Raw genomic sequence first — 12,088 nt, 5'->3', positions numbered from 1 at the left:
GGGGTGCTGTGTGCTGTGTGCTCAGTTGGCGGGGACCTTGAGGGCGTCCCAGGAGGTGCGGCCCGGCCAGCCGTCGGCGTCGGCGCCGCGGAAGCCGAGCTTCTGCTGCCACTTCGCGTACGAGCGGCGGTCGGCCTCCGACCACTGCGGGCCGGGGCCGACGGCGTACGCGGAGCAGCCCTCGGCGACGAGGCGGCGGCCCATGGCGGTGACGAGGGGGGAGACGGGGGAGGAACGGAAGAAGCCGGCGCCGGGGAAGGGGGCCCGGCCCTTGGCGGTGCCGTTGTCGCTGCCGTTGTCGGCGCCGCCGGTGCTGCCGTTGCCGTTGCCGTCGGCGGGGGTGCCGGAGAGGCGGGCGCCGATGCGGGTGCGCAGGGACTCCATGGTGAAACCGCGCGGGTCCACCTTGGTGTTGGTCCACTCCCTGTGGCCGATGACGGAGGCGGCCTGCCAGCCGTGGGCGCGGCACAGCGCGGCGGAGGCGCGCTCGATGGCGTCGAGCTGGGCCGCGGGCCAGGGGTCGCGGCCGTCGCCGAGGTTGACGCACTCGAAGCCGTAGAAGTGGGCGTTGCCGTCGGTGTCGTTGCGGCGGGGGGCGGGGAGGGGGGCTTCGGCGACGACCGCGTCGAGTACGGCGCCGTCGCCGAGCCCGGCGTGGTTGGTGCGGCCGTGGCCGATCAGGTGCACGGTGCCGGCCTTGTCGATCACCGCGTGGCAGAGCGGGCCGGGCAGTTCGGCGTAGCCGTCGCGGCACAGGGCGACGCTGGAGGTGCTGCCGGAGCTGACGGTGTGGTGGATGACGACGCCGTTGACCGGGCCCCAGGGGCCCTTGTGGTTGCGGTTGCGGGTGCGCCAGCCGGGGTGTTCGACGACGTTGACGCCCTCGGCGCGGAGGGCTTCCAGCAGGGTCGGGGGGGTGAGGGGGGTGGCCATGGGGGCCTCCTTCGGGCGGGCAGGGCGAAGCCGGTGGCTTTGGCGGGGGCTGTGGGGGCTGTGGGGGCGGTGGGGGTGCGGGTGCGGGTGCGGGCCCGCGCCTCGAACGCCGGCGGGGCTGGTGTGCCTTCGGCCGGGGTGCGGGTGTGCGGGTGGGGGCCGCTGCGCGGGTTTCGGGCGCTGCCCGGGCCCGCGCCTCGAACGCCGGCGGGGCTGGAGGGGGTGCGGGCCTGCGCCTCGGGTGTCGGCGGGGCCGGGTGGGGGCGCTGCCCCGGCCTGCGCCTCAAGCGGCGGCGTGGCCGGGGGGTGTGGACTCGGGCATCACGTGCCGGCCGGGCCAGGCGGGGGTGCGGGCCCGCGCCTCGAACGTCGGCGGGGCTGGGTGGGGGTCGCTGCGCGGGGTTCGGGCGCTGCCCCGGCCCGCGCCTCGAACGTCGGCGGGGCTGGGCGGGGGTGTCAGGGGGTGGGCCAGGTGGTGCAGAGGGTGCGGTAGGCCGTGGTGCGGCGGGCGAAGTCGGTGAGGGACGCGGCCACCGCTTCGGCCACCGCGGTGGGGTCGGGGGTCACCGGGCCGTCGGCCGGCGGCTCCAGGACGACCTGGCCGGAGCCGCGCAGCTGGGAGCCGAGGTCGCCGTTCTCGGCGAACTGGGCGGTGACGTAGACGGCCGGGTAGCCGTTGACCGGGTCCGGTTCCTGGCTGCTGCCGAGCCCGGCGTCGTAGACCCGTACGTGGATGGTGTGGCCGGCCTCGGTGACGGTGGCGCGGCCCGCGTAGTCGATGGCGATGCCCCAGGGCTGGTTCGGGTCGATGTCCATGGGTGGGTGGGGTCCTCTCGGGTCGGGTGGGGGGTCAGCTCTGGGTGCCGTACATCATCAGCGGCTGTGCGAACACGGCCCCCGTGCCGGCCGTGACCATGGCCTGGATCTCGACCTTCACCAGGCTGCCGAATCGGGTGGTGAGGTCCTCGACGACGAGGGCGGTGCGGTCGAAGGCGGCCGGTGTGGTGACCGGGTCGCCCCACTGGACCCCGTCGACGAGGACCCGGACCTGGCCGGTGACCCCGGCCGCGGCCGCGGTGAGGAAGTTGAGCCGCATCCGGGGCTGCCACAGCGGGTTGAAGGAGCGGGCGACGGTGGTCCAGGCGGTGCTGGTGGTCTGCGGCCAGCGGGTGGTGGCGGTGTCCTGCGGGGGCAGCATCGCCAGCCAGGGGCGGGCGAGGCCGCCCCTGACGACGTCGTCGGAGAAGAGCTCGTGCGCGTAGGCGTCGAAGACGCGGACCGCCTGGTCGTAGTCGCCGGCGGTGACGTTGCGGACGGTCAGGGCGGTCTTGCCGCTCTGCCGCTTGATCTCCATGCCGTACTCGGTCGTCGACCAGAAGCCCACGCCCAGGATCTTGGTGCCGCCGGGTTCGACCACCGACAGCGAACCGCCGTCGGTGATGCGGACCTCGCCGCCGGAGACGTTGTTGAGCGCCGGGCGGGTGTTGACGGCGGTGGACAGCTGCTGGATGCGGCGCTCCATCGCGGTCAGCCGATCGATGATGTCCTCGGGCAGCTGGGGCATCAGACCTCCTCCAGGTAGAGCTCGGCGGTGTCCGGGCGGCCCCGCTCCGGCGGGGTGACCTTGGCGCCGATGATCCGGTAGCGGGCGTCGAGGCCCTCGGGGTGCCACTCGTCGGTGATGCGGATGCGGGTGGTGCGGCCGAGCAGCGTCGGCGGCACCACGCCGCCGAGGCGGATGGTGATCGCGGGGATGACCACGGCGCCCCGGGCCTGGGCCAGCTCGGCCGCGGCCAGTGAGGTGAGCGCGGCCTTGTCGCCGACCGTGTTGTGGTCCGAGGCCAGGTCGATCCGGGGCCAGCCGCCGTCGATCAGGTCTTGGGCGACCAGCTCGTCCGAGTAGACCGGGCGGGACTCCTCGGCCTGGTTGGCGTTGACGGAGGCGCCGCGGGCCCGGGAGGTGGTGCCGCCGCGCGTCGCGTCGCGGGGGAAGGAGTACGAGAGGATCGCACCCGGCCGGTCCAGGACGAGGTCGGTGACGCCGGTGTGGATGCGCGGGCTGCCCAGGCGCAGCTGGCGGGTGCGGTTCCCGGTGACCGGGTCGCGGAAGACCGAGATCTGCTGTTCGAAGCCGTTCTCCGACGCGGCCAGGCCCTCGATCGCCTCGGAGTAGAGGACCTCGTCGCCGTCCCGCCAGGACGCCGACTGCAGCCGGCCGGAGCTCTCGGTGCCGTAGGTGACACCGATGTCGCCGCCCTCCGCGCGCTGGAGGTGCCGCCAGAGTTCGCGGGCGAGCTCCAGCTGGTCGGTGGGCGGGAACGCGAGGTCCGCGCGGATGCGGCGGCGGGTGGCGTACGAGTCGAAGGTCGCGGCCTGCAGGCTCAGCGAGAGCACGCCGCGCCCGTCGCTCTGCAGGGTGCTGGTCCAGATGATCCCGCCCCACCACAGGTCGCCGCCGCGTTCCAGGTAGACGGCGGTCCGGCCCTCCTCGATGCGGGCGACGCGCGCCGCGATGGCGCTGTCGGGGATCGGGATCGTGCCGGACAGGGCGCCGGGCTTGCCGATGTAGTCGTCGATGGAGACGTCCCGCAGAGGCAGGATGTCGATGGTCCGGTCGGTGCGTACGTCGCAGAAGATCGCGCGGTACGGGGTGTGGGCGCTCACTTGGCGGCCTCGTAGGTCCCGGAGCCGCTGATGGTGTGGCCGGCGGCCCAGGTCCAGGGGGTGAGGGCGTCGGTGAGGCCGGAGGCGCTGACCGGCACGGCGCCGGGCATGCCGGAGGAGAGCTCCAGCTCGAAGAAGGAGGTGGAGGTCAGCCGCATCCGCGCGACCGCCCGGTTCACGGTGGTGGCGTTCAGCTCGGCGAACCCGATGCAGCGGGTCAGCGACGCCGCCTTCACGGGCAGGGTGAAGCGCCAGTTGTCGGAGACGGACGCGCCGGGCCCGAAGTTCGTGGACGCGCCGAAGGTGATCGAGAAGTCGAGGTGCACGGTCGGGCCCTGCTGGATGTAGCGGGCGGTGATCGACGCGTCCCCGAAGGACGGGAGGGCCGCGCCGGTCGCCGTGGTCCACACCGGGGTCCAGTCCTGCCAGACGGGCTTGGCCGGGTACGGCAGCCAGGCCGTGCCGTCCCAGCGCTCCAGGCCGCCGGCGATGTCCCGGTACTGGCCCGGGTAGGCGCCGAGCGCGGTGTCGGTGGTGACGGGCAGGATGCCGCCGACGGCGACCGTGGCCGTCCGCAGGCCGACGAGGGCGGTGGTCCAGTTGATGCCGCCCGTGCCCGCGCTGGTGCCGGCCGGGACGGCGACCGTGTACAGCGGGAGGGAGAGCGGCGGGGCCGCGGGGACGGCGGGGGTCGCGGACGGGGTGCCCCGGACGACCTCGACGGCGGCCTCGGTGCGGCCGGAGGCGTCGTACTCGTTGTCGTAGACGCGGATGACCACGAGGTCGATGCGGCCGTACGTGCCGTGGCCGTCGGCGAAGGTCAGCGCGACGCTCTGGGTGAGGGCGACCGGGTAGGCGCCCTGGCTGTCGGTGCCCTGGACCACGGCCCGGCCCGGGTAGACGGTGGCGCCCATCGCGGTGGTGCCGGCCATCGTGAACCCGGAGATCCGCAGCTTGCCGTCGGCCGAACCCGGCATGATGCCGGACCGGCTGGCGACCGGGGATACGGGGGTGAGGGCGCCGAGCGGGGCGACGCGGGTGTCGGAACGGGTCTGGCCGGTCACGGCGAGCCAGGCGGATCGGAGGTTCACGTGCTTCTCCTCGGGAGGTTCTTCTCGGGGTGGATCGGGGCGGTCACGGGCGGTCCGGTGTGGTCACGGGCCTCAGAACAGCGGGTCGACGCGCAGGAAGATGCTGTCGAACCAGGTCCGCGGGGCCGCCTGCGAGCCGCGGTGCATCACCGTCGCCGTGTACGGGGCGTCGGCGGTCAGCGACGACAGCCGCAGGACGGTGGAGACCGAGTTGGCGAACGCCCCGGAGGAGACGGCGGCCCGTTCGTCGTCCGGCTCCCAGACGACGGTCGCGCCCTGGGTGATGCGCACCGAGGTGTACGCGTACGCGCCCGGGGCGTCGGTGGTCCAGGCGCGGGCGCCCAGGGTGAGCAGCGCCGCGCCCGACGCCGGGCCGGTGAAGGCGAGCGTCAGCGCGGTGACGGCGGTGTCCTGGAGCGCCGCGGTGTAGGCCACGGAGGTCACGAACCCGGCGTCCCGGGACTCGGCGAACAGCGGCGCGGGGAAGGCGGGCTGCCAGGCGGCGCCGCTCCAGCGCTGGAGGACCCGCTGGGGGGTGTCGCGGTACTGGCCCGCGTAACTGGCCGTGGTCAGCGTGCCCTTGGGGGCGATGCCGCCGAGCGCGGACGGGTACGGGACCCAGGCGGCGCCGTCCCAGCGCTGGAGGGCGGCGCCGGAGTCCTGGTACTGGCCCGGGTAGGCGCCGTTGCCGGTGTCGCCGACGGCGGGCAGGATGCCGCCGATCGCGACGACGGTGCTGCGCAGGTCCGTCAGGCCGGAGCCCCACGGGATGCCGCCCTTGCCGGCGCTGGCGCCGGCCGGGACGGCCACCCGGTACAGCGGCAGCGACAGCGGCGGGGCCGCGGGTGCGGCCGGGGCGGGGCCCGGGGTGCCCTGGACGACCTCGACGACGGCCTCGTACTTGCCGGAGGTGTCGTACGAGCTGTCGTACACGCGCAGCACGACGAGGTCGACGCGGCCGGCCTGGGCGTCGCCGTCGGCGAAGGTCAGGACGACGGTCTCGGGCAGCGCCACCGGGTAGACGCCCTGGCCGCTCATGCCCTGGATGACGGCGCGGCCCTCGTGGAGGGTGGCGGCCATGGCCGAGGTGCCCTCCAGCCAGAAGCCGGAGAGCCGGTACTGGCCGTCGTACGAGCCGGGCAGGATGCCCGAGCGGGCCTGGAGGGGGTTGGCCGGGGTGGTCGCACCGGTCTGGGTGAGCCGGGTGTCCTCGCGGGTCTGGCCGGTCTGGGCCACCCAGCTGGAGCGCAGGTTCATGCGGTGACTCCGTTCACAGGAAAGGGGGTGGGGGTGCCACGGGGGCGGAGGTCAGGACTTGAGCCACTCGGCGGAGAGGTTGCAGGCGTAGCCGGAGCCGCCGAGGGTGCGGACGGCCGCACCGCTGTTCTGGTGGGCGTGCAACTGGATGACCTGGCCCGCGGTCAGCTTCAGGAGCGCGTCGCCGCCGACCGCCGTGGCGCCTGGGCCGGCCCCCTGGAGCCAGGTGGCCCGCGGGACGCCGGCGCCGCCGACGACCAGGCGGGCGCCGCGCGAGCCGGTGGTGGAGTCGGAGCTCCACACCACCTGCCCGTTCACCCGCCACCAGCCGCTGCGGGGCACCGTGTAGCCGGTGCCGTTCCAGCCGCCCGCGTCGTCCACGTCGGTGGTCTGGAGGGTGACCGCGGTCCAGCCGCTGGTGCTGGAGGAGGCGATGGACTGCATGGCGGTCTGCGAGACGCTGAACAGCAGGGTGGAACGGCCCTCCGCGTACTGCCAGGCGGTCCCGTCCCAGCGCTGGAGCACGCCGGCCGGCCCGTCCCGGTACTGGCCCTGGTACGTGCCGTTCGACAGCCGGCCCGGCCCGGCGATGCCGCCCACCTCGACCGGGTACGAGACCCAGGTGGCGCCGTCCCAGCGCTGGAACCGGCCGCCCGCGTCCCGGTACTGGCCCGGGTAGGCGCCCTTGAAGCCGTCGGCGGGGACGATCCCGCCGAGGGCCACCGTCGGGTACTTCAGGCTGGTGACGGCGGTGGCCCAGGCGATGCCGCCGTTGCCGGCGGAGGTGCCGGCCGGGACCCGGACGGTGTAGAGCTGCAGGGCCCGGCCCGACGGGCTGGACGGGGCGACCGGCACGGCCGCCGGGACGCCCTTGACCAGCCGGACCACGGCCTCGGTCTTCCCGGTGCCGTCGTACGCGTCGTCCAGTACCGCCAGCTCGATCAGGTCGATCCGGTCCAGCTGCGGGTCGCCGTCGGCCAGGGTCAGGTTCTCCGGCGCGGTCACGGCCACCGGGTAGGCGCCCTGCTGGGAGTCGCCCTGGACGAGGGCGCGGCCGGTGCCGACGGCGCACTGCATGGCGGAGGCCGGGGTCAGCGCGAAGCCGCCGGGGACGATGCCGCCGCGGGCCTTGAGCGGGATGTCGGCGTCGGCCTGGCCGTTGGGGGTGAGGAGGGCGGACAGGGCGACGCGGGTGTCCTCGCGGGTCTGGCCGGTCGGCGTGAGCCAGGCTGCCCGTACGGTCATGATCGGTCCTCCGGATCTGCGGGGCGGGTGCGGGGGGCGTGGGGGGCGTGGTGCGGGCGGGGTGTGGGGTGCGGGTGGTGCGGGCCGGTGGTCACCACTCCGCGCTGCGCCAGGTGACGGCCATCTCGGCGCCGGGCTGGGCGCTGTCCGGGCGGAACGACAGCTCGGCCAGGCCCGCCTCGAACGCGAACAGCTCCTCGGGGCTGCTGTCCGGGGTGGCGGTGTGGCGCCGGGAGGCCGTGCCGTTGAGGGTGACCGTGCCGGCCGCGGTGTCCACGACGAGCTCGTCGCCCGCGGTGAGGTCGATGGCGTACCGCAGCAGGCGGCGGCTGACCCGCTCGGTCACCGACGGCGTGCCGCACGGCCCGCGGAAGGTGATCACCGGATGGGTCGGCGCCGAACCGGTGTTGTCGGCGCCCGCGTCGCCGGTCTTGGCGGCCTGGCCCCAGTTCAGCGGCCACACCAGCGGCCAGGTCAGGCCGCTCTCCGGCTCCGGCGCCGGGACGATGGCGCTCTGCTCGCCGGTCAGGTAGCGGCGCGGGTCCGTGGCCGTCCACTGCACGGCGGCCTTGCCCGCGCCCTGGGTGGCGTACACCCGGTCGGCGGGCAGCACGCGCTGGCTGACCCGGGCGCGCACGGCGAGGGTCTCGCCGTGCAGGCGCACGGCCAGCCAGCGCTCCTCGTCGCCCAGCGCGAGCGCCCGGCGCAGGGCCCGTACGGTCTCCAGCGAGGCACCGGCCTCCGGCAGCAGCCAGATGGTGCCGCCGACCTTGCGGGGCTTGGCGTAGCGGGCGCCGGGCCAGGCGCCGTGGCCGGTGGGGCGCTCGGCGTCGGAGGAGTCGTACTCCGGCAGGTCCTCCCAGCCGGTCAGCCCCGACCTCTCGATCGTGTAGGGGGTTCCCGGGCCGAACAGCATTCCGGCCCACTGCACCTGCCCGTCCTGGGTGATGAGTGAGCCGGGTGCCTGGTCGGTGGTCTCTGCGGTCGTGGTGGTCTCGGCCATGGCGGCCGTCACCTCGCTCTCGGTGGTGGGGCGTGGTTCACGCGTGGGCGGCGGCGAGGAAGAGCAGGTCCTCGGCGGTGGAGCGGGGCCCCCCGCCGGCGGGTTCCCGGTACTCGGCGATGCGGTGGGGGCCCGTGCGCGGGTACGACGCGGAGGCGGGCGCGACACGGCGGCGGTCGAGGTCGGAGACCGGGTGGATGACCGGGGGCCGGCCCAGGGAGGTGGGCCAGACGACGCCGCCTTCGGCGAGCATCGGGATCTTGTCGAGGTCGACGCCGAACTTCTTGCCGAGGAGCTCGAAGCTGAGGTCCTCCAGGCCGTCGATGATCCAGTTGGCGAAGGCGATGATGCCGTTGACCGGCCCGGTGACGGCGGCGAGGACGGCCTGGGCGCCGGTGGACACCATGCGGCCGATGCCGCCGAGGGCGCTGGAGAGGGCGGTGCGCACGCGGGTGAAGAACCCGGGGGCGGTCTGGGTGAGGAAGGCGAGCACCGGGCGGACGGGCGCCATGACCGCGTTGAACGCGGTCGAGGCGATGGCCCGCAGGGCGGTGGTGGCGGAGCGTGCGGAGGCGCCGGTCCCGGAGAAGCCGTTGACGGCGGCGCGCAGACCGCCGACCACCGACGAGATGACCGTGAAGTAGCCCTTGAAGTAGGTGCCGACGACGCTGGCGATGGTCTTGAGGACCGGGACGAGGAACGCCAGGTAGCCCTCGAACACCTGGAGGACCACGGTGAACGCCTGCTGGACCAGGCGCTGTCCGGTCTCGGAGTTGAGGGCGAGCTCGACGAGCCAGGCGCCCAGCGGGATCAGGATGCCGAGGACGAAGCCGAGCGGGTTGGCGCGCATGGCGACGTTGACCGCCGTCATCACGACCGAGCCGACGGTCATGGCGATGCCGAAGCTGCCCATCAGGGTGGAGACGACCCCGGTGACGCCGATCAGCCCGCCGATGGCGGACAGGACGCCGCCGGTCCTCCCGCCCAGCTTGAGGAGGGCGGAGCGCACCCCGCGCGCCCCCGAGTCCATCCGCCGCGTGCCGGTGGAGGCGCGGGCGGCGGACCGGCCGAGCCGGGTCGCGGACTGCGCGGACGCGCCGGCCTGGGTGCGGAGCCCGGCCAGGACGCGGCCCGCCTCGGCCGCCGCCGGCGCGACCCGTGCCGTGCCGGTCGCGGCCCCGCCGGCCGCCGCGGCGGCCTGCTTCAGCGACGCGACGCCCTGGCGGGCGGCCTGGGCGGCGCCGCCGGTCCGGGTCCGCAGGCCGCCCAGCCCCCTCGTGAGGCCGGCCAGCGGGTTCGTCGCGGCGACGGCCGCACTCATCCGCGGGCCTTCGCCAGGTACATCAGCGCGTCGGCGGTGCGCTGCGGGTCGGTGTTCTGGGCGGCGTAGTAGTGCTCGATGTGCAGGGCCGCGCCGTCACCGCTGCCCGGGGCGGCGGAGGTCATCCGGGCGCGGGCGGCGGTACGGGCGAGCAGCCGGTCGAGCTTGGACAGCGGCAGGACCGCTTCGGCCTCGCCTGCCTCGGCGAGGATCGCCGGGACACCGCCGCTGCGCGGCATGACCACACCGCCGGTGGCGAGCATGGGGATGGTGGGCAGGCTGACGCCGAAGCTCTTGCCGCCCACGAAGGGGACCCAGCCGGGGACGCTGACGCGGATGCGGTTGATCCGCCCGATCATCGAGTTGATCAGGCCGATGACGGAGTTGATGGGGGACTTGACGGCGCCGAGGATGGCTCCGAAGGCGTTGGACGCGATGCCCCGGAGCCCGTTCCAGGCGTTGGACATCGCGTTCTTGACGGAGTTGAAGGCGCTCGGGATGGCCGACTTGATCCAGTTGACCACCGGCATGATGACGGCCTTGATGCCGTTCCACACGCTGCTGATGACCGAGCGGACGGCGTTCATCACGGTGCTGATCGCGGAGCGGATGCCGTTGAAGGCGCTCTTCACGGCGTTGCCGATGGCCGTGACGATCGGCATGACGGCGTTCTTGACGCTGTTCCACACCGACTTGATCAGGTTGCCGGCGCTGCGGATGATCGGGCCGATCACCTTGATGACCGTGGAGATGACGGAGCGGATCGCGTTGAACGCGGTCCGGATCACGGTCTGCATGGTCTTCGAGCGCATCGCCATTTCGACGATCTTCTCGATGAGCGGCATGAACAGTTCGAGCAGCCGGGCGAGGAAGTTGCCGCGCATCGACTTGTTGAGCTTGTCCTGGCCCGAGGCGGCCCGGTCGGCGCCGGTCTTGAACCGGCCGAGCTGGGTGCCGGCCCGCTGGCCGGTCTGCCCCGCCTTGGCCATGGCCCGTTCGGCCTGGTCACTGGCGGACTTGAGGTTCTTGAGCTGACCGGTGGAGCCCTGGGCGGACGTACGGAGCGATCTGAGCTGGCCGGAGGCCGCGTTGCCGCTGTCGCCGACGCGCTTGACGGGCGCGGCGGCGCCGGCCGCCTGTGTCTTCAGGTTGCGCAGGGCGTCCGCGGCGCGCTTGGTCGAACTGGCGAGACTCATGGTTCACACCTCCTTGTGCGGTGGGGGGACGGGGGTCAGGCGAGCTGGCCGGCGGCGGCGGTGGCGGCCGTGCCGAGCTCCCTGAACCGGGTGGCAAGGTCGCGGGTGGCGGTGCTGAGGTCGCGCGAGGCACGGGCGGTCTGCTTCAGCGGGCCGGCCTTGGGGATGTGGCCGGGCTCGAAGTTCTTGAGCGCGCCCTTGAGGCTGCGGATGCCGCTCGCGGTGTCCCGCAGGACCCCGGCGTCCACTTGGCGGATGGCGCGGTCGAGCTTTCCGAGGGCGGTGGAGATCCGGCTGATCTCCCGGCCGGTGGGGAGCTTCTTCGCCTCCTTGTTGAAGGCGTCGATGACCGGGGTCATCTCCGCGAGCTTCGCGCGCAGCGGCTCCAGGGACGCCGCGCTGGGGAGGTTCGCGATGCTGCCGGCGCCGTTGACGTTGCGTTCGCGCTGCTCGACGGTGGCGCGGTTCTGCAGCCGCAGTTCCTGGTTCTCGTCGCGGGCGAGGATGCGGCCCGTGCTTGCCTCCATCCTGTTGCGGAACCATCCGGACAGGACGTTGCTGGCGCTGAGGAGGAGTGCGGCGCCGATGATGGGGACGAGGATTCCGCCGACGGCTCCGGCGAAGTACAGCCAGGCCGCCGGGTTCCCCTCGGTGACCTTCTTGACCGCGGCGGCCAGGTGGTCCATGCCCAACTGCTGGAGCAGCTCGACCTTCAGGGGGTTCACGACCTCCTGGTGGATGTCCTTGATGTCCTTGATGAGGGGGGCCAGCTGGCCCGACAGCTCCGAGGCCAGGACGCCTTCCGTGACCAGCTTCGAGGGGGTGGGGTTCAGCTCGACGAAGTTCGAGACGGGGCCCCCCATCACGTACTTCTTGAGTTCGGCGAGGAGGGCCGGCACCTCGGCCTGGGTGGGTTCTGCCATGGGTTACTCCGCTTCTGGCCGGGGGGCCAACACCTGAAAGCCCCTGCCGGATCGTGCTCGGCAGGGGCTGGGGCGTACGCAGGGCTGCTACGGGTTGGGGCGCCGGGCCTCGGCGAGGGCGTCGTTCCAGCCGGCCGTGTACGCGCGGGTCTCCCGGGTGGTGACCTCGGCGTGCAGGGAGGCGAGCAGCGCCCTCTTGTCGAGGGGGGCGGGTCCGTCCAGGAGCTGGCTGAGGCGGTCGTGGAGCGTGATGTGCGATGAGCCCTCAGCCTGCTGGGTCATGGACGCCTGCCTTCCAGTTGCTTGCCCTTGCTGTGTGGTGGCGCCGCGGACGAGGAGCGGGGGCACCAGTTGGTCGAACGGGTGTGCGAACCGAGTTTGGAACATCCGTTCGGCGTTTGTCGAGCTTGAAAGCCCTAATGGCGCGTCCGGGCACGTCGCCGGAGGGGCTGGTT

General features: G+C 73.8%; 12 protein-coding genes. All 12 read right to left on the bottom strand.

Features of this window, described 5'->3' with window-relative positions; all coding sequences use genetic code 11:
- Positions 1-21 precede the first annotated feature (21 nt).
- On the bottom strand, positions 22-933 hold the full coding sequence (locus tag CP968_RS14075; protein WP_150518340.1) for a peptidoglycan-binding protein: 912 nt from the start codon (positions 931-933) through the stop codon (positions 22-24).
- A gap of 456 nt (positions 934-1,389) precedes the next feature.
- Positions 1,390-1,749 carry an ATP-binding protein gene (locus CP968_RS14070; RefSeq protein WP_150518339.1) on the bottom strand — a complete coding sequence of 120 codons (360 nt, stop codon included), beginning with the start codon at positions 1,747-1,749 and terminating at the stop codon, positions 1,390-1,392.
- A gap of 34 nt (positions 1,750-1,783) precedes the next feature.
- Complete coding sequence (locus tag CP968_RS14065; protein WP_150518338.1) at positions 1,784-2,497, bottom strand: hypothetical protein; 714 nt, start codon at positions 2,495-2,497, stop codon at positions 1,784-1,786.
- A complete protein-coding gene (locus CP968_RS14060) occupies positions 2,497-3,597 on the bottom strand; it encodes a hypothetical protein (protein ID WP_150518337.1) in 1,101 nt (366 codons plus the stop codon). Before CP968_RS14060 ends, CP968_RS14065 begins: the two co-directional genes overlap by 1 nt.
- On the bottom strand, positions 3,594-4,688 hold the full coding sequence (locus tag CP968_RS14055; protein ID WP_150518336.1) for a hypothetical protein: 1,095 nt from the start codon (positions 4,686-4,688) through the stop codon (positions 3,594-3,596). Before CP968_RS14055 ends, CP968_RS14060 begins: the two co-directional genes overlap by 4 nt.
- A 72-nt stretch (positions 4,689-4,760) precedes the next feature.
- Entirely contained in the window at positions 4,761-5,945 is a 1,185-nt protein-coding gene (locus CP968_RS14050) for a hypothetical protein (protein ID WP_150518335.1), read from the bottom strand.
- Positions 5,946-5,996: 51 nt separating this feature from the next.
- Entirely contained in the window at positions 5,997-7,190 is a 1,194-nt protein-coding gene (locus CP968_RS14045) for a hypothetical protein (protein WP_150518334.1), read from the bottom strand.
- A gap of 91 nt (positions 7,191-7,281) precedes the next feature.
- Positions 7,282-8,193: a phage distal tail protein gene (locus tag CP968_RS14040; protein WP_150518333.1), complete on the bottom strand. Its 912-nt coding sequence runs from the start codon at positions 8,191-8,193 to the stop codon at positions 7,282-7,284.
- A 37-nt stretch (positions 8,194-8,230) separates the two neighbouring features.
- On the bottom strand, positions 8,231-9,514 hold the full coding sequence (locus tag CP968_RS14035; protein ID WP_150518332.1) for a phage tail family protein: 1,284 nt from the start codon (positions 9,512-9,514) through the stop codon (positions 8,231-8,233).
- The gene (locus tag CP968_RS14030) at positions 9,511-10,710 is read right to left on the bottom strand and encodes a phage tail protein (protein ID WP_150518331.1); all 1,200 of its coding nucleotides are present in this window, start codon (positions 10,708-10,710) and stop codon (positions 9,511-9,513) included. The genes CP968_RS14035 and CP968_RS14030 overlap by 4 nt, the downstream gene beginning before the upstream one ends.
- 35 nt (positions 10,711-10,745) lie before the next feature.
- The gene (locus tag CP968_RS14025) at positions 10,746-11,633 is read right to left on the bottom strand and encodes a hypothetical protein (RefSeq protein ID WP_150518330.1); all 888 of its coding nucleotides are present in this window, start codon (positions 11,631-11,633) and stop codon (positions 10,746-10,748) included.
- A gap of 87 nt (positions 11,634-11,720) precedes the next feature.
- Entirely contained in the window at positions 11,721-11,915 is a 195-nt protein-coding gene (locus CP968_RS14020) for a hypothetical protein (RefSeq protein WP_150518329.1), read from the bottom strand.
- Between the last annotated feature and the right edge of the window lie 173 nt (positions 11,916-12,088).

It is taken from the genome of Streptomyces subrutilus (assembly GCF_008704535.1).
Classification (GTDB): Bacteria; Actinomycetota; Actinomycetes; order Streptomycetales; family Streptomycetaceae; genus Streptomyces; species Streptomyces subrutilus.
Note: the sequence above shows the minus strand (reverse complement) of the source record. Positions and strands in the feature narration are given on the sequence as shown.

Excerpts from the sequence above, each read along its gene's own strand:
- CP968_RS14075 (WP_150518340.1), bottom strand. The coding sequence starts at position 933 with ATGGCCACCCCCCTCACCCCCCCGACCCTGCTGGAAGCCCTCCGCGCC.
- CP968_RS14070 (WP_150518339.1), bottom strand. The coding sequence starts at position 1,749 with ATGGACATCGACCCGAACCAGCCCTGGGGCATCGCCATCGACTACGCG.
- CP968_RS14065 (WP_150518338.1), bottom strand. The coding sequence starts at position 2,497 with ATGCCCCAGCTGCCCGAGGACATCATCGATCGGCTGACCGCGATGGAG.
- CP968_RS14050 (WP_150518335.1), bottom strand. The coding sequence starts at position 5,945 with ATGAACCTGCGCTCCAGCTGGGTGGCCCAGACCGGCCAGACCCGCGAG.
- CP968_RS14045 (WP_150518334.1), bottom strand. The coding sequence starts at position 7,190 with ATGACCGTACGGGCAGCCTGGCTCACGCCGACCGGCCAGACCCGCGAG.
- CP968_RS14040 (WP_150518333.1), bottom strand. The coding sequence starts at position 8,193 with ATGGCCGAGACCACCACGACCGCAGAGACCACCGACCAGGCACCCGGC.
- CP968_RS14035 (WP_150518332.1), bottom strand. The coding sequence starts at position 9,514 with ATGAGTGCGGCCGTCGCCGCGACGAACCCGCTGGCCGGCCTCACGAGG.
- CP968_RS14030 (WP_150518331.1), bottom strand. The coding sequence starts at position 10,710 with ATGAGTCTCGCCAGTTCGACCAAGCGCGCCGCGGACGCCCTGCGCAAC.
- CP968_RS14025 (WP_150518330.1), bottom strand. The coding sequence starts at position 11,633 with ATGGCAGAACCCACCCAGGCCGAGGTGCCGGCCCTCCTCGCCGAACTC.
- CP968_RS14020 (WP_150518329.1), bottom strand. The coding sequence starts at position 11,915 with ATGACCCAGCAGGCTGAGGGCTCATCGCACATCACGCTCCACGACCGC.